The organism is Rhizobium sp. NPDC092011 (assembly GCF_044756305.1).
Classification (GTDB): Bacteria; Pseudomonadota; Alphaproteobacteria; order Rhizobiales; family Rhizobiaceae; genus Rhizobium.
On record NZ_JBIVSO010000010.1, the window covers coordinates 58,296 to 75,508 of the forward strand.

Below are 17,213 nucleotides of genomic sequence, written 5' to 3' on the forward strand. Positions count from 1 at the left end.
CAGAGCGCTTGCATAGCCGATTTCTTGGTATCCGCAAAAACGAGCGACCGTCGCGAACGAGCCATGCTCACGTCGTTGACGATCTTGGCAAGGCGATCGTCTCCGGTGCCTTTCCGGTCGGCACCATCCTTCCCGGCGATAACGAGCTTGTGGAGCGCTACAAAGTGTCTCGCACCGTTTTGCGCGAGAGCATGAAGACACTCGCGGCGAAAGGGTTGGTCGTGCCCCGCGCCCGCGTGGGCACTCGGGTTACCGATAGAATCTATTGGAACATGTTCGACAATGAGATCCTTAATTGGCACTTCGAAAGCGGAGTGAACAAGGAGTTCCTTCTCCATCTCTACGACATACGCATGGCATTCGAGCCGCTCGCGGCCCGCCTGGTGGCGGAGCGCGCCAGCTCCGAGGACATCGATATCTTGCGCCGGCTCGCAGCCTCCATGTCGGCCCCGCACCACACGTCGGACAGTCTTGCCGTCGCGGACCTGCATTTTCATCTGGCAATCTCCGAAGCTTCGCAGAACCCATTCGTGCGGTCGCTCGGCGGCCTCATCGAAGCGGCGTTGGTCGGCATGTTCCGTATTAGCGCGCCAGCCTCCAGCAATGATTTTGCCACTCTTGCCGACACACATATGGCGATTGTCGATGCCATTGCGGCGCGGGACTGCCTCGCCGCACAGAAGGCTATGGAGTTTGTGATCATCGATGGGCGTCAACAAGTCCTGAATGGTTTCGCCGCTCTTTCATAGGTCTGGCGCCCATCTCAAATCTCGCGGTAGTCCATCGCTGCAACTAGGTCAGGGCCTGTTCGCTCGTTCAGTTGAAGGGTGACAAGAGGCGATTGCAGATTGGCTTGCGATGCGCCGATTGTCAGACATAGGCGTTGCCACTTGCCGTCATCTCGGGGCGCTCGCCCAATGGAAAGCGGACACCAGGTCGGCTCCCTGAACCAGGTGCCATATCCGAGGCGCCCCTCGAAAACCTGACCTGACATCACCTTATGGATGTGCAGAACCTGATCCTTCGCAGGCGTGATCGATCCATGCACAGCAACAGCCGTACGTCGGCAAATATGCGTCACGGCCAACTTCCCATGTCTAAACATATCGTAAACGGCGCTTGTGTTTACAAAATCTCTGAGTCACAAATGTCTTGTGAGGATCGTGAGCGCTGTAGGACGGGTAAACCCGTTTCTTCATGGCGGCAGCGAGATAATCATAAATGATAAAATATAAAGGAGGAGAACCTGGATATGAAAACTCAAGTGGGAAAGTATTCTATTGCCGGAAGCCTGATCGGTTGCGCATTGCTGCTTGGCACAGCAATTCCTGCCATGGCCGAAACGATCGGCAATTGCGAAGTTACAGGCAAGAAGGGCTCTGATCCGATCAAGCCGGCGGTCGCGGGACAGCTGACTGTCCAGACCACGCTGCCGGCACCAGCTTGGTGGAATGGCGATTCACCGGATGCAATGAAGGATGGTTACGAATATTGCATGGCCATCAACATGGCCTATCGCGCCGGCCTCGACAAGGTGAAGGTCGTCAACGTGTCGTTTGACGCGCTTGTCGCCGCGCAGACCAAGGATTTCGACATTGCGCTGGCTGAAATCTCCATCACTGACAAGCGCAAGAAGGTGGTCGATTTCTCGACGCCCTATTTCGACTCCGATATCGGCGTCGCGGTCAAGAAAGGCACAAAATACAGCGCCGACACGGTGAAGGACATGCGCTTCGGCGTGATGCAGGGCACGACCGGCGCGAATTTCGTCGATCAGAAGCTGAAGCCGAAAGAGGTCAAGGTCTTCTCTGACACGGGCGTTTTGTCCACGGCCCTGATGTCCAACCAGATCGATGCCGCCTTGCACGACACCTCGATCATGCTCGGGGTTGCCACCAATTCGCACGGTATGATCGGCGTGCCTTATCAGTATACGACGGGCGAGTCCTATGGCGCACTCTATCCGAAGGGATCGCCGAATGAGACCGTCTTCAACAAGATGATTGAAGACATGAAGAAGGACGGTACCCTTGCCGGCCTCTCCAAGAAGTATCTGGCCGATGCCTGGGGTGCAGACCCGGCCCAGATCCCCTATCTCAAGCCTTGATCTGGTTGTCGCACCGGATTGCCGTCTCTGGCGATCCGGTGCAGCCGTTCCCGCAATCGCCTCGTCTTGCCGGGATTATTCCGGTGACGGAGGATTGAGGAACGACATCTTCGTCCAGATTTGTTCTGACGCATTTTCCATCGAGGAATTGAATTCATTCCGGAAAATGCCTTGAAGACAGAGGCATGCGATGTCCGAAAATACCCCTAGACCGGGGACCAAGCCACTGCTTGGTCTTTATGAAGGCGCGCGCAGCTGGAGTGCCAGCGCACCGCCGAAAGACACGACGAATTGGGCCGCGACCGCCTTGATCGTGAGCATCTTCGTCCTGCTTGCAAGCTGGAAAACCCTGCGCGACATTTATGGAGCGCTCACGGAACTCGGTGAGGGCGGCGGTGTCTCGGCCGCCTTATTGGTTCTGTGCGGTCTTGTCATATTGTTGCTGCTACGACCGGCGACGAAATCGTGGCGCGCATCCGTCACGGCCAAGAATGCCCTTGCCGGCAATGATCTGATCGCCGCGCGAATAGCCGCGGCAACATCGCGCGAGGCGGCCTTTTCGACGCTCGGCTACGGGGCAGTGATCATCCTCCTGCTCGTCGGCGCGCAATTCCTGATGGCCAACGACCTTGCCGTCAGTCGCACCTTCGTGCAACTGCCGTTGATTTTCAGTTCCTTCAGTCTGGTGCTGAAAGCCTTCTGGATTAACATCTACATCTTCGTACTCGCGGAAGTGCTGGTGCTGGTCTGGGGGCTGATCGTTGCGATCGCCCGGCTGATGCCGGGAGAGGCGGGCCGCCCGGTGCGCATGATCGCAACCATCTACACCGATATGTTCCGCGGCATGCCGGCGATCATCAATATCTATCTCATCGGCTTTGGCATCCCGCTGACGGGCCTGCCCTACCTGAAAGATCTGGCGCCGGAATCCTATGCCATCATAGCGCTCACGCTCACTTATGGCGCCTATGTTGCCGAGGTCTATCGAGCCGGCATCGACAGTATTCACCGTAGCCAGGTTGCTGCAGCTCGATCCCTCGGCCTGTCCTACATGCAGACCATGCGGTATGTCGTGCTGCCCCAGGCGGTGCGACGCATCATACCGCCGTTGCTCAACGACTTCATCGGTCTGCAGAAGGATACGGCGCTCGTCAATGTTATCGGATCGATCGATGCATTCAATCAAGCACGCATCATCGGCGCCAACAATTTCAATCTGTCGCCGGTAACGACGGTGGCGTTGCTGTTCATCCTGATCACTATCCCGCAAGCCCGCTTCGTGGACCGGCTGCTCGAGCGTGAGCAGCGCCGTACACAGTCATAGCTGATCCGGAAAGGTACGACCGATGGCGATGATCGAAATTCGCAACCTAACGAAATCCTATGGCGCGGTGAAGATACTCGACGGGCTGAACCTCGAGGTCGACGAGCATCAGGTCGTATGCCTGATCGGGCCTTCCGGCTGCGGCAAGTCTACCTTGCTGCGCTGCCTCAACGGGCTGGAGCAAATCCAGGATGGCGAGATCCGCATCCATGGCGACCGCATGTCCGGCCCCGGTGTTGACGTCAACGCGCTCCGGCGCGATGTCGGTATCGTATTCCAGAGCTACAATCTGTTTCCGCATATGAGCGTGGTCGAGAATGTCATGCTCGCGCCGACCAAGGTCTTGGGGCAGAAACGTGGGGAGGCCGAAGCGCGCGCCCTGTCACTGCTGAAGCGTATCGGCCTCGAACATCGGGCAACCGCCTATCCCGATCAGCTCTCTGGTGGCCAGCAACAGCGCGTCGCCATCGTGCGCGCTCTGGCGATGGGACCGTCGGTGCTGCTTCTGGACGAAATTACCTCGGCGCTCGATCCGGAACTGGTGTCCGAGGTGCTGAACATTGTGCGCGATCTTGCGGCCGAGGGGATGACCATGTTGCTCGCTACCCATGAAATGGGATTTGCACGCGAAGTGGCGACCAAGGTCTGCTTCCTTTATGGTGGCAAGGTTCATGAGGAGGCCCCCCCCTCTCAGATCTTCGGAGATCCGAAAGAGGAGCGCACGCGCAGTTTCCTGCAAAGCATTATCGAGGCAGGACGGCTCTAGAAAACTCGGTTTTGAACCGCGGGTCCGGTCAAGCTTGGGGCGATGGCTGTCCATCGCCCGGCGGAATTTGTTGTTCCCTCAGTCCTATCGCGTTGGGAGAACCGAATGAAGATCGCTATGGGTACTGAATAATCAGCTCAAAGCGCGTCGCGATCTCTAAGATTCGCTTGACGCGCTTTAGCTTTTTGATTTCACGCATGTCGTAGTCGCAAAACCGCTGCACACTTTTGCGCGACATGCTCTAGACCGCACATGCCATCCAATTGTAAGGCAGGCCGGTCGTTCAACCGGCGACCGAGCTGGAGCGTATCCTTTCTGCGGGAGTGGCAATTCTATGATTGATGACCAGAAAGCAATGACGACCTCGCGGAGCCGGCTAGATCGGATTTTGGCTGTGCTGGAGGATCGGCGGGATGTGGAGCATACTTTCCTAAAGATATATCGCCAGGAGGCGCGCGCCGCCGCCGACGCTTCGGATCGCCGTCGTCAGTCAAATACGCTGTTAGGCCCCCTCGACGGTGTGATCATATCGATCAAGGATATCTTTGACGTAGCCGGCGAGCCCACGCTGGCCGGGTCGGTTATCCGACGCGATGCCAAGCCTGCCCAACAGGATGCCCTGGTGGTCCGGCGCCTGCGCGAAGCCGGCGCCATTATCCTCGGGAAAACCAACCTCGACGAATTCTGCTTTACCACGACCGGGGTCAATCCACACTATGGCACTCCAGCCAATGCGTGCAATCCGGAGCTTATTCCGGGAGGGTCCTCGTCCGGGGCGGCCGTGTCCGTAGTCGAAGGCACCAGCGATATAGCGATAGGTTCAGACACAGGCGGCTCTGTTCGCATCCCCGCGGCATTGAATGGTGTTGTCGGTTTCAAACCCACGGCTCGACGCATTCCAGGCGATGGTGCCTTTCCCTTGTCGCCGTCGCTCGATTCGATCGGCCCTATTGCACGTTCAGTTGCCGAGTGCGCGCTCGCCGACGCAATCATGGCGGAGGGAATTGCCAATGGGATGGCTGAACTTCCCTTGGCAGGCATCCAACTGGGTGTGCCAAAGGGATATTTGCTGAGCGATGTTCACGACGAAATCGCAGCGGCCATGGAAAATGCTTTGGACCTGTTGCGAAAGAATGGCGCGCTGGTTTTTGAGTGCGATATCGAAGACCTCCTGGAACGGATGCGTGCGGCGACCGGCGAGGCGTCCATTGCCTCTATCGAGGCGGCAGAAATTCATGCGGATTGGCTCCAGGCCGGTATCGGGCCAGTTAATCCCCGCGTCTCCGAACCATTGAGACGTCGACTGAAGTTTCCGGCATGGGCCTACTTGCGGATGATGCGTACGCGCAGCCAATTGATGGCCGAGATGGATGACCGCCTGAAATGCATAGATGCACTGGTGATGCCAACGGCTCCTATCTTTGCGCCCCGTATCGACCATATCATTGCTGACGTAGCGTTTGCGGAACAAACGGAGGCTCTCCTGCTGAGAAACGCGCAGATTGCTAATCAGTTCGACTTGACCGCTATCTCGCTTCCCTTGCCGCAACTTTCTCTGCCTGCGGGACTGACGTTGATGGCGCGCAACGGATCGGACCGGCGGCTCCTGGGTTGGGCAGCGGGTGTGGAACGGCTGTTGGCTGGGATCGGGGCTCGTTGAGCAAAATCGGAAGATGACGGTTGTCGCGAGGGTGGGGAAGAGGACCGTCGGAGGATAGCGTCGAGCTAGTTGCGCGAATAAGCGGCGATGATCTCGGCGGGATGGCGATGGCGTCTGACATAGGCATGCGTGACTTGGGCATGCGTGATCTTGGTCACAACAACTGGATTGCCAAGCCGATCCCAACAAGGTCGGCGAGGCAGTGCACCATCAGCTCGGATAAATCCATTCCCGCTTGTCGTTCGTTAGAACAGCAGGCACTTCAGATAAGCAGAAGAATCCGCCTATGCGCTCTAAGGGGTGTTTGCCAGCCAGGCCTCAAAGCTATCTTCCAAGCGTTTCGTTTCACCGGAATCATGCATATAGACCGAAACCGCAAAATCATCTGATGCGTCCATGAACAGCATGTCGCCATCGTCCTCGGCGATCGCGACAAGAAACTGTGTACGCTCAAGGAGTGATTTTTGAATTTCACCTTTGTAGGCGTTGATCTCCGCATATGATTTCAACACTTCCCACGCCAACCGATCTTTCGTCGCGCCATCGATGATCGAGATTTCGTCCAGCCTTTTCTCGCTCCAGCAGAACCATGGAGTGCCTGTAGACTCCGAGAATTCATCCTTGAATTCGTTGTAATTCACATAGCAGAAATCATCGAAGGCATTCAGGAATCGTTTATATGAATCCGGCAGCGCCTTCCCGATTTTGCGTTCTATCTGCTCGACAAACATTCCCTTACTCTTTCTTTCCGATGGCAATTTTGCTGCAGGATGAGTATCGGCGGCCCGTGGGGTCGCGATCAGGCACATACTTTATTCCCTATCACAAAAGTGAATTCCAGTCGGCTGCCCGACCCCGGGGCAATCGGTTTCTCAACGCTACACAGGCTGGCCAAAATCGCAGCTTGGGGTCGATTGGGCCAAGTCTCTGTTGCGGCGCCATATGTGAAAATGTGAAATCGAGAACCGGCTGGCTTTATAGCACCTCAAAAAGGTCTTCCCGCTTCCATCGGCGCCGGCGTTCGCTGAGCATGAGGGCGCCCGCCCTTCCGAAGAGAGGTCCTTGGGCGCTCCTTGAAAAATTATCGCAAGTCGCTTCTATTTTATAAAAAGATATGTATTGTCGAAAATGAACATGTCTGGGAGGATTTGTCATGACCAAAGCCCGCGAAAACCATCGCGAAGACGCGGCTGGCCGCGCCAATGTGGAAGATACCCCCGAGCTACTGGCCTATTACGAGGAGCTGGAGCGGCATAAGGCCGGCGCCTTGTGGACGGTCGCCAACAAGATCGAGCCGTGGCAGCCGAAGTCAGCTTCCGTGCCGGTGCTCTGGCGTTACGCCGATCTTCGCGACCACGTCCTGCGGTCCGTCGATCTGGTGACGCCGGAGAAGGCGGGTCGGCGAGTGATCTATCTCAGCAATCCGGGCCGTCAGGATGTGGCCGCTGCTGTCGGCTGGCTCTATTCAGGCTTGCAGGTGATGCATCCGGGCGAGGCGGCATCCGCGCATGCGCATTCCGCATCGGCGCTACGCTTCATCATGGAGGGTTCGGGAGCCTATACGATCGTCGATGGCCACAAGATGACGCTTGGGGCCAACGATTTCGTTCTGACGCCAAACGGTACCTGGCACGAGCATGGTATCGCCGAGGACGGTACGCCCTGCATCTGGCAGGACGGCCTGGACATCCCGCTGGTCAATGCGCTCGAGGCCAATTTCTACGCTGTTCATGACGAATTGCGCCAAGCTGTCGGCCATCCCGTCGATGACATGACCGCGACCTGGGGTAATCCCGGTCTGCGGCCGGCGGAGAGCAAATGGGGGCATGCCTATTCACCTCTGTTTAAGTACGAATGGGCGCCGACCTATGAAGCGTTGAGCCGCTATGCATCGGTGACCGATGGCTCGCCGTTCGACGGCGTTTTCATGAACTATGTAAATCCGCTTACCGGCGGCCCGGTCATGCAGACCATCGGCGCTTCCATGCAGATGCTGCGCCCCGGTGAGAAGACCAAGGCGCATCGTCATACCGGCAGCGTTCTCTATCAATGCGCCAAGGGCAGCGGCTATTCGATTATCAACGGCGAGCGCTTCGATTGGAAGGAGCGCGATATTTTCTGCGTGCCGTCCTGGGCATGGCACGAACATGCAAACAGCGCGGATCGCGAAGACGCGTGCCTGTTTGCCTTCAACGACATGCCGGTCATGCATTCGCTCGGGCTCTATCGCGAACAGGCTTTCGCGGACAACGATGGCCATCAGCCGATCAACGGCTAAGGAAAGGTATATTATGCGTCTTGTAACCTATCGAAACGGGGTCGAAGCCGGGGCGCGGCTTGGGGTCATGTCCGGTGATCTCGTTGTCGACGTCGCATGGCTGGGGGAAGCTTTCGGTGTGGACCTGCCCGACACGATGCTCGGCCTGATTGACCTTGGCCCCGTCGGACCGGAACGGCTGCGCGATTTGCTGCGCGAGTGCGGTGAGCGGTTTCCCGCGGGAACGGCCCTTCCATTGGCGAATGTCAAACTGCTGGCGCCGATACCGCGCCCACGCAAGAACATCTTCGGCATCGGTCTGAACTATGTGGAGCACGTAGCGGAATCGGCGAAGTCACTGGATACCTCCAAGGAATTGCCGAAGCAACCTGTCATCTTCTCCAAGCCGCCGACCACGGTAATCGGCCCCGGTGACGCGATCGAGCACAATGCTCGCATCACGCAGCAGCTCGATTGGGAGGTCGAACTGGCTGTCGTCATCGGGACGACCGCAAAGCGCGTGACCGAGAAAGACGCCCTTGGCCACGTCTTCGGCTACAGCGTGATGATTGACGTCAGCGCGCGCGACAATCGCCGCGCCGGGCAATGGATCTTCTCCAAGGGGCAGGATACCTATGCGCCCTTCGGTCCCTGCATCGTCACGGCCGATGAGATTTCCGACCCGCATGATCTCGATCTCTGGCTCACGGTCAATGGCGTCGAGAAGCAGCGTTCGAACACCCGCTTCATGCTTTTCAACGTGCCGACACTGATTGCCGACATCAGCTCGGGCATCACGCTCGAGCCGGGTGACATCATCGCCACCGGAACACCAGATGGCGTGGGCGCCGGCCGTACGCCTCAGGAGTGGATGTGGCCCGGCGACGTCGTCGAAGCCACGGTGCAAGGAATCGGCACGATCAGACATCCTGTGGTCGCGATCTGATAGCGCACGAATTCAAGATCGAAGCCTCTCGGCTTCATTCAACAAAAAGGGGAGCTTAACATGTCACTGAAATGGACAAGGCGCAGCCTTATGGGAGTTGTCGCAGCCGGCGCCGTTGTGGCTGCGTTTCCGGTCCTGGCGCAGGACCCGCAGCCCGTCACCATCGGGCTGATTACCACGCTGTCCACGCCGGCCGGTTACATCGGCGAGGATATCCGGGATGCCTTCAATCTCGCTCTCAAGGAAGAAGGAGGCAAACTCGGGGGCGTGCCGGTCACGCTGAAGATCGAGGACGATGCGCTGAAGCCTGCCAACGGCAAGCAGATCGTCGACAAGATGCTGGGGGAAAACATCAAGCTCTATACGGGCGTCAACTTCTCCAACGTGCTGGCGGCGGTCCTTCCGAGCGTATTGACCGCGAAAGCGTTTTACGTGAGCAACAATCCCGGCCCGTCGACGTTCGCCGGCGAAAAGTGCAGTCCGAATTACTTCGTCGCGTCTTATCAGAACGACGCGTTTCATGAGGCCGCCGGCCTGGCGGCCAACGAACTCGGCTTCAAGAAGATGGTCATTCTTGCGCCGAACTATCAGGCAGGACGCGATGCCCTCGAGGGCTTCAAGCGTACCTACAAGGGAGAGGTCGTCGGCGAGATCTATACCAAGCTCGACCAGACGGATTTTTCCGTCGAGCTTGCGCGCGTCAAGTCGCTTGCACCTGACGCCATCTACCAGTTCCATCCCGGCGGCGCGGGCATCAATTTCGCCAAGCAATACGCCAATTCCGGCATGGCTGCCTCGATCCCGATGGTCATTCCGAGCTTCTCCATGGATGCGCGCATGATCCAGGCGACGGGCAATGCCGCCGATGGAGTCTACGCCTCCGCCCTCTGGACGACGGAGACCGATAACCCCGCCTCCAAGGCTTTTGTCGAGGCCTTCCGTAAGGATTATGGCCGCGACCCAACGATCTATGCGGCACAGGCCTATGATACCGCCCATCTGATCGGCACCGGCCTGAAGGCGGTGGGCGGCGATCTTTCCAAGGAAGATGATTTCCGCAACGCGTTGCGAAAGGCCGATTTCACGGCGATCCGCGGCGCGTTCAAGATGGGACCCAATCAACATCCGATTCAAGACTACTATCTGACGAAATTCGAAAAGAACGCCGATGGCAAGATCGTCCAGAAGATCGTCCGGAAGGTCGCATCGGACTACGGCGACGCCTACGCGGCCAAATGTGCGATGAAATAGCGGTATTCGCTCAGAGATCCCACCTAGGAAGCAGCTGTTGCCGCTCCTGGGCGGGGTCATTGCCTCGCGAATTTTCAGAATGAGGAAAGCGGGATGCTGCTATTCATCGAACAGGTGCTCAATGGCCTGCAATATGGGGCCATGCTTTTCATGCTGGCATCCGGACTGACGCTGATTTTTGGTATCATGGGCGTCATCAACCTGACCCATGGCGCATTCTACATGGTCGGAGCCTATTGCGCCGCCTTCGCCATACTGGGAAGCGGCAGCTTCCTGGTGGGGATGGTGGCCGCCGTTCTGGGCGCGGGTCTTTACGCCATGGCGATCGAGCTTTCGGTCGTGCAATGGCTCTACAAGCGTGATCATCTCTATCAGGTGCTTGCGACGCTCGGGCTCATTCTGTTTACCAATGAAGCCGTCAGCATGATCTTCGGGCGCCAGCCGCCCTTTGTGGATATACCCTCCGCCCTGCAGGGCGCCGTTTCGATCCTGCCGGGGTTGGAATATCCCGTCATGCGTCTCGCATTCATCGTCGTCGGAGCGCTTGTGGCAATCGGATTGTGGTTGCTGGTCAACAAGACGCGTATCGGCATGCTGATCCGCGCCGGCGCGGACGACCGGGAGATGGTGGATGCGCTTGGGGTCAATGTTCGCCGTCTCTATACGATCCTGTTTGGTCTCGGCGGCGCGCTTTGCGGCCTGGCCGGAGTGATGGCCGCGCCGCTTCTGGCGATCGAGATCGGCATGGGCGAACGCGTTCTGATCACGACCTTCGTCGTCATCGTCATCGGCGGTGTCGGGTCGATCAGGGGAGCACTGGTCGGAGCGCTTCTGGTCGGGATGGTCGACAGCATGGGACGCGCCTACCTTCCACAACTGATGCAGTTGCTGCTGCCGCCTTCAACAGCCGATACATTAAGCGCCGGGCTCGTTTCCGCCAGTGTCTACGTTTTGATGGCCGTGGTGCTTTTGTTTCGCCCGCTGGGCCTGCTGGCGGCGAGAGGCTGACCGATGCGTTCGACAAGAATTGCAATCATCCTCATCGGCCTTGTCGCCTTTGCGATCGTTCCGCTTCTATCAGCATTTACGGGCAATGCTTCCATCGAAGGTCTGGCTACACGCATCGTCATCTACGCGATTGCTGCCGTCAGCCTTGATCTGATCATGGGTTATGGTGCGCTCGTCAGCTTCGGGCATGCCATGTTCTTCGCCGTCGGAGGCTATGCCGTCGGTATCATCGCCTACCATACCAGCAATGGAGAGCCGCTTCTCGGTTGGCAAGGCACGAATACTGCCCTCATCGTCTGGCCGATTGGGCTGCTTGCCTGCATCGCACTTGCGACGATCGTCGGCTGGCTTGCGCTCAAGACCGCGGGCGTGCAGTTCATCATGATCACGCTGGCCTTCGCGCAAATGGTATTCTTCATCCTTGTCTCGCTGGCCACATATGGCGGCGACGATGGCCTGCTGATCGACACACGCAACGCCTTGCCGCTGATCGACATCACGAACGGATCAAGCTTTTATTATCTATGTCTGTTTCTGCTGGTTCTCTGGACGATGTTCTGCATGATGATCGTCAATTCCCGCTTCGGCCTGATCTTCCAGGCGCTGCGTCAGAGTGAACGACGGGCCGTTAATCTGGGCGTCCGCCCCTTGAATTTCCAGCTAACGGCTTTCGTCATTTCCGCCTTCGGCACCGGCCTGGCGGGCATTCTCTGGGCCAATTACGCGCTGTTCGTCACCCCTGACATGGCAGCCTGGTCGAAATCAGGCGAGTTCATGGCAATCGTCGTGCTTGGTGGTTTAGGTACTTTGATCGGCCCGATTGCCGGTGCCGCCGTCTTCATCATCCTGGAACAGATTCTGTCCGGCTGGACTGAGCATTGGATGATCATCATGGGCCCGATCCTGACCTTGATTGCCCTGTTCGGACGACATGGCATGTTAGGGCGCTTGTTGGGGAAACACCATGGCTGACACGAAGGCATCCGTCCTGGTTCTTGAGAACCTTCAAAAGAGATTCGGTGCCTTGGTCGCGACCAACGGCGTCGATCTGGATGTGCGGCAAGGAGAGCTTCACGCCTTGATCGGTCCGAACGGTGCCGGAAAATCCACACTGATCGCCCAGATTTGCGGTGAAATCGTCCCTGATGCCGGCCGCATTCTGTTCGACGGGCAAGATATCACCGGTCTGCCAGCCTATCGGCGCGCGCGCATGGGAATGGGGCGTTCCTTCCAGCTCACGCAACTATGTGTCGACTTCACGGCAATGGAAAACGTTCTGCTGTCATTGGAGGCCAAGGGCGGCGGCTCGGCGGATATTTTCAGGAATCCCCGGCGCAATGCCGCCAATCTGCAGATTGCCAAAACCTGGCTTGAGCGGGCAGGCCTCGGCGATCAGGGAGAGCGTATCGTATCCAATCTGGCGCATGGCCAGAGGCGGCAGCTCGAAATTGCCGTCGCTCTTGCGCGCAATCCCCGGCTGCTCCTGCTCGACGAGCCGATGGCCGGCATGGGGGCAGAGGAATCCGCCTCGCTGACAGCTCTGCTGCGGGACCTCAAACGCGACTATCCCATCCTCCTTATCGAGCACGATATGGATGCCGTTTTCGCGCTAGCCGACAGGATCAGTGTCCTTGTCTACGGCAAGGTCATTTTTACCGGGACAGCAAGCGAGATCCGCGCTCATCCGGAAGTCCGGGCCGCATATCTGGGGGAGGAAGCCTGATGCTGACGCTCGACAAACTTGAGGCAGGATACGGTCAGGCGCGCGTCTTGTTCGGCATGTCCATAGAGGCCAAGGCGGGAGAGGTCATCTCGCTGATAGGCCGCAACGGAATGGGCAAATCGACCACCGTCAAGTCGATCATGGGCATGATCAAACCGACGGCCGGAACGATCCGCTTCGCAGATACGATCGTCAATCGCTTGCCGCCAAATGCCATTGCGCGGCTTGGCATCGGACTGGTGCCGGAGGGGCGCCGCGTCTTTCCATCCCTGAGTGTCGAGGAAAATCTCATCGCGACCTCACGTCCCGGGGCATGGACGCTGCAACGCGTCGTCCAGCTTTTTCCGCGGCTGGAGGAACGCAAGCGGCAACTGGCTCGAACTCTTTCGGGCGGAGAGCAGCAGATGCTTGCAATCGGTCGGGCTCTGCTCACCAATCCGAAGCTGCTCATCCTTGATGAGGCGACGGAGGGGCTCGCGCCGGTCATTCGTTCCGAAATCTGGCGTTGCCTGCATGAGCTTAAAAATATCGGCCAGACCGTTCTGGTCATCGACAAGAACCTGTCCGAGATGGCCACTCTGGTGGATCGCCACAATATCGTCGACAAAGGGCGCGTGGTGTGGACGGGAAGTCCTGCCGAGCTCGCGGCCGACCAGGACCTGTCACACCGCTATCTGGGGATTTGACGATGGCTGAATTCTTCTATCAGGGCTATGACGCCGCAGCTTTGGATATCCAATACAATGCGCGCGCAAGCGTTGCCTCCTTCGACGACGAATATGCAAGGCTTGTAGACGTCAGCAAGGCGGTGAGGCGGGATTTCAAGTACCAGGCCGGGATCGTCTACGACGAAGATAGCGGTGAGACGCTTGATCTCTATCCGGCCGGCAAGGACGCGCCGCTGTTTGTCTGGATTCATGGCGGTTATTGGCGTGGCGGCAATGCTGCAGATAATGCCTTTGCGGTTCCCGGCTTGCATGTGCATGGCTTCAATGTCGCCGTGATCGACTATACGCTTGCGCCCGCCGTCACCCTCGATGAGATCGTCCGGCAGATCCGCACCGCGATCTCATTCCTGCATCGTAACCGGGACCGGTTCAACATCGGGGCGGGGCCCTTCGTCGTTGGCGGGACGTCGGCGGGCGGCCATCTGACGGCCATGCTACTGTCGAATGACTGGCAGCGGGTCTACGACGTGCCCGACGATATCGTTGGCGTCGCGCTCGATCTGTCCGGTTTGCACGACCTTACGCCTTTGCCGCACACGCATATCAACGGATGGATGAATTTCGACGCGGCAATGGTCGCCCGCAATAGCCCGATATTCCTGATGCCGAAGACCTCTTCCGCGCATCTCATTGCTTCCGTCGGCGGCCTGGAGACGCCAGAGTTTCGCAGACAGACAGCTGCCTATGCCGAGGCATGGCAGCAGACAGGACATTCGGTCACGGTGGTCGATATGCCTGACCTTAATCATTTCAACCTGCCGCTGACCCTGCAGGAGGCGGATGGGAAGCTCATCGGCGCGGTTCTGGACGCCGCCACCAGCACCGGTATGTGGAGCCGTTGATGACGACATCGTGGAAGGCCGCCGTTGCCCAGTTTGGGTCCATTCCCGACGACCCGGTTGCCGCTGCGCAAAAGGCGGCCGGAATCATTCACGAGGCAGCCGGCGAAGGTGCGCGGCTAATCGTCTTCCCTGAAGCCTTCCTTGGCGGCTATCCGAAGGGTGCCTCGTTCGGCTGTCCGGTTGGCGAGCGCAAGTCCGAAGGGCGCCAAGCCTACATGCTCTATCACAGGGCAGCGATCGACCTTGAGGGGCCGGAGGTCGAAACAATATGCGACGCGACGGCGAAGACCGGAGCTTTCGTTGTGATTGGATGTATCGAGCGCGATGGGGGCACTTTATATTGCACGGCGCTGTTCTTTGATGGCGAGCGGGGCCTCATTGGCAAACATCGCAAGCTGATGCCGACGGCGGGCGAGCGGTTGATCTGGGGTTTTGGCGATGGTTCGACGATGCCCGTCTTCGATACGCCGCTCGGCAGGGTAGGCGCTGTCATCTGCTGGGAAAACTATATGCCGATGCTGCGGATGCATATGTATTCGCAGGGAATCAGCATCTATTGCGCGCCGACGGCCGACGATCGGGACAGCTGGGTTCCGTCGATGCGGCATATCGCACTGGAAGGGCGTTGTTATGTGTTGACCGCCTGCCAATACATCACGCGTGACGCCTATCCCGCCGACCACGAATCCTTGCTCGGCAATGCGCCTGAAACAGTCATGATGCGCGGCGGCAGCGCAATCATAGACCCGCTGGGTCGTGTGCTTGCCGGCCCGCACTTCGGAGGCGAAGCCATCCTATATGCGCAGATCGATCCCGACGAAGTGCTGCGCGGCAAGTTCGATTTCGACGTCGTCGGCCATTACGGTCGCCCCGACATATTCGAGCTGACCGTCGACGACAGACCGAAGAATGCGGTCAGGCCGCTATCACGGTTCGAAAAGGGTTAAGACCATGCGTTTCGATATGAACAAGCTTAACGGACAGGAGCGCTACAAGATCCTCGCTTCGTCGATCGTCCCGCGCCCGATCGCTTGGATTACCAGTATCTCCGCGGACGGCGTTCGAAACGCGGCGCCTTTCAGCTTTTTCAACATGATGGGCAATTCGCCCCCGACCGTCGCCATCGGATTGATGCCGCAGGCCGGTCGTCTGAAGGATACGGCTGCGAACATTCTGGCCACCGGCGAATTCGTCATCAACCTGGTCGATGAGCCGAACGCGCAAGCCATGAACCTCACCTGCATCGATGCTCCCGCAGACATCGACGAAATCGAACTCGCGGGACTTTCCGTGGCGCCGTCCGAGACCGTGGCACCCCCGCGCATATTAACCGCGCCGGTCTCGATGGAATGTCGCATGCTAAGCTCGGTCGTGACCGGCCCGCTCCAGACTATCGTGATCGGGCAGGTGACCATGGTGCATATCCGTGACGAGTTCGTGCTTGACGCCGAGCGCTGCTATGTCGATACGCCGCGGCTCGGGCTGGTCGCTCGCACGCATGGAAGCGGTGGTTATCTGCGCTCGGGAGACTATTTCCAGATCGATAGGCCGACGTGGAAGGAGTATATAGAAAGCAAGGCCGACCGCGCCAAGCAATCGCCCGCCTGAATTTGAAAGAGTAAGGACTGTTCCGTACCGCGATGACCCTAGCTGAATCTGCCTATTTCAATCTACGTAACGACATATTGCACGGGCGGCTCATCCCCGGCCAGCCGCTTCGCCTGGAGTTTCTGAAAACACAGTATGGCCTGAGTTTTTCTCCGTTGCGCGAAGCGTTGAACAGGCTTCATGCGGAGAGGCTGGTGGTCAACGACCCGCCGCGCGGGTTTACCGTTGCACCGGTCTCGCCCTCGGAAATGCAGGATGTCATGAATGTTCGAATCCTGGTCGAAAGTCAGGCGTTGCGCCAGTCGGTAGAACTTGGCGGCGACGATTGGGAGACGGAGGTCGTGGCGGCGTTTCATAAGCTCGACCTGCAATCGGGTCGGATGAAGGATGCTGGTGGGACGGCTGACGGCGATGCGCTGATGCAATTTGAGCTTCGCCATCATGAGTTCCATCGAGCGCTGCTGTCGGCGTGCGGCTCGCCGCGCCTGCTTGCTTTGTTTGCGCAGCTCTATGCCGAAACGCAGCGCTACCGTCTGCCGAGCTTCAGAAATGTGGACCATTCGCGCTCGGCGCGTGATCTGTCTGCGGAGCATAGTGGCATCATGGAGGCCGCCCTGGCGCGGCAGGCGGATAAGGCCGTCGACCTGCTGCGTGAACACTACAATCGAACCGTCACCTATATTGTCAGCGCGACCTGACGGCATTTATGCTTCTGGCTGGAGTTTGCCTTGGTAATTGCGGATTTCCGCGACTTGCTTGTTTCAAGGGCACCACTTGTCCCGACGAGGCGAAATCCAGTATTGAGACGTCTCTCGCCTCACGGTCGCAAGGCCGGACAACCATAATGAGGGCTGTCTGTTGCTGGCCGCCGTATTGGATGTTCGCCCCCAGGCTCTGATGGGGCATTCTTGTTTTTCGATGCAGAGGATGGACTATGGGTCAGATTCTTCATGGGAGCGCCACGAGGGCAGTTGTCCTGGGCATTCTGCTCGC

17 protein-coding genes are annotated in these 17,213 nt (G+C 58.3%); 16 read left to right on the forward strand and 1 reads right to left on the reverse strand.

Annotated elements, in window-relative coordinates:
* Positions 1 to 8: 8 nt before the first annotated feature.
* From ACIQJ2_RS28685 to ACIQJ2_RS28705, 5 genes are all read left to right on the forward strand, one after another.
* Entirely contained in the window at positions 9 to 749 is a 741-nt protein-coding gene (locus ACIQJ2_RS28685) for a FadR/GntR family transcriptional regulator (RefSeq protein WP_400672304.1), read from the forward strand.
* Positions 750 to 1,252: 503 nt separating this feature from the next.
* Entirely contained in the window at positions 1,253 to 2,107 is an 855-nt protein-coding gene (locus tag ACIQJ2_RS28690; RefSeq protein WP_400672306.1) for an ABC transporter substrate-binding protein, read from the forward strand.
* 190 nt (positions 2,108 to 2,297) lie between these two features.
* Positions 2,298 to 3,431, forward strand: a complete 1,134-nt coding sequence (locus tag ACIQJ2_RS28695) for an amino acid ABC transporter permease (RefSeq protein WP_199143376.1) — start codon at positions 2,298 to 2,300, stop codon at positions 3,429 to 3,431.
* A 22-nt stretch (positions 3,432 to 3,453) separates the two neighbouring features.
* Positions 3,454 to 4,197, forward strand: coding sequence for an amino acid ABC transporter ATP-binding protein (locus tag ACIQJ2_RS28700; protein ID WP_400672309.1), 744 nt, complete (start codon positions 3,454 to 3,456; stop codon positions 4,195 to 4,197).
* Positions 4,198 to 4,552: 355 nt separating this feature from the next.
* Complete coding sequence (locus ACIQJ2_RS28705) at positions 4,553 to 5,857, forward strand: amidase (RefSeq protein ID WP_400672662.1); 1,305 nt, start codon at positions 4,553 to 4,555, stop codon at positions 5,855 to 5,857.
* A gap of 293 nt (positions 5,858 to 6,150) precedes the next feature.
* Here the strand turns inward: ACIQJ2_RS28705 and ACIQJ2_RS28710 are convergent, their stop codons facing one another.
* The gene (locus tag ACIQJ2_RS28710; protein WP_400672312.1) at positions 6,151 to 6,666 is read right to left on the reverse strand and encodes an SMI1/KNR4 family protein; all 516 of its coding nucleotides are present in this window, start codon (positions 6,664 to 6,666) and stop codon (positions 6,151 to 6,153) included.
* 344 nt (positions 6,667 to 7,010) lie between these two features.
* Between ACIQJ2_RS28710 and ACIQJ2_RS28715 the strand changes: the two genes are divergently transcribed.
* From ACIQJ2_RS28715 to ACIQJ2_RS28765, 11 genes are all read left to right on the forward strand, one after another.
* A complete protein-coding gene (locus ACIQJ2_RS28715; RefSeq protein ID WP_199143380.1) occupies positions 7,011 to 8,135 on the forward strand; it encodes a cupin domain-containing protein in 1,125 nt (374 codons plus the stop codon).
* Positions 8,136 to 8,148: 13 nt separating this feature from the next.
* Positions 8,149 to 9,060, forward strand: a complete 912-nt coding sequence (locus ACIQJ2_RS28720) for a fumarylacetoacetate hydrolase family protein (RefSeq protein ID WP_400672314.1) — start codon at positions 8,149 to 8,151, stop codon at positions 9,058 to 9,060.
* Positions 9,061 to 9,120: 60 nt separating this feature from the next.
* Positions 9,121 to 10,311: an ABC transporter substrate-binding protein gene (locus ACIQJ2_RS28725; protein ID WP_400672317.1), complete on the forward strand. Its 1,191-nt coding sequence runs from the start codon at positions 9,121 to 9,123 to the stop codon at positions 10,309 to 10,311.
* 93 nt (positions 10,312 to 10,404) lie between these two features.
* Positions 10,405 to 11,319 carry a branched-chain amino acid ABC transporter permease gene (locus ACIQJ2_RS28730; protein ID WP_400672319.1) on the forward strand — a complete coding sequence of 305 codons (915 nt, stop codon included), beginning with the start codon at positions 10,405 to 10,407 and terminating at the stop codon, positions 11,317 to 11,319.
* Between the two features lie 3 nt (positions 11,320 to 11,322).
* Entirely contained in the window at positions 11,323 to 12,291 is a 969-nt protein-coding gene (locus ACIQJ2_RS28735; RefSeq protein WP_400672321.1) for a branched-chain amino acid ABC transporter permease, read from the forward strand.
* Positions 12,284 to 13,042 carry an ABC transporter ATP-binding protein gene (locus ACIQJ2_RS28740; RefSeq protein ID WP_400672323.1) on the forward strand — a complete coding sequence of 253 codons (759 nt, stop codon included), beginning with the start codon at positions 12,284 to 12,286 and terminating at the stop codon, positions 13,040 to 13,042. The genes ACIQJ2_RS28735 and ACIQJ2_RS28740 overlap by 8 nt, the downstream gene beginning before the upstream one ends.
* Complete coding sequence (locus tag ACIQJ2_RS28745) at positions 13,042 to 13,728, forward strand: ABC transporter ATP-binding protein (RefSeq protein ID WP_400672326.1); 687 nt, start codon at positions 13,042 to 13,044, stop codon at positions 13,726 to 13,728. Before ACIQJ2_RS28740 ends, ACIQJ2_RS28745 begins: the two co-directional genes overlap by 1 nt.
* Before the next feature lie 2 nt (positions 13,729 to 13,730).
* Entirely contained in the window at positions 13,731 to 14,612 is an 882-nt protein-coding gene (locus ACIQJ2_RS28750; RefSeq protein WP_400672328.1) for an alpha/beta hydrolase, read from the forward strand.
* On the forward strand, positions 14,612 to 15,559 hold the full coding sequence (locus ACIQJ2_RS28755) for a carbon-nitrogen hydrolase family protein (RefSeq protein WP_400672331.1): 948 nt from the start codon (positions 14,612 to 14,614) through the stop codon (positions 15,557 to 15,559). The genes ACIQJ2_RS28750 and ACIQJ2_RS28755 overlap by 1 nt, the downstream gene beginning before the upstream one ends.
* 4 nt (positions 15,560 to 15,563) lie before the next feature.
* The gene (locus tag ACIQJ2_RS28760) at positions 15,564 to 16,220 is read left to right on the forward strand and encodes a flavin reductase family protein (protein WP_400672334.1); all 657 of its coding nucleotides are present in this window, start codon (positions 15,564 to 15,566) and stop codon (positions 16,218 to 16,220) included.
* 32 nt (positions 16,221 to 16,252) lie between these two features.
* Complete coding sequence (locus ACIQJ2_RS28765; protein ID WP_400672336.1) at positions 16,253 to 16,918, forward strand: GntR family transcriptional regulator; 666 nt, start codon at positions 16,253 to 16,255, stop codon at positions 16,916 to 16,918.
* Positions 16,919 to 17,213 lie beyond the last annotated feature (295 nt).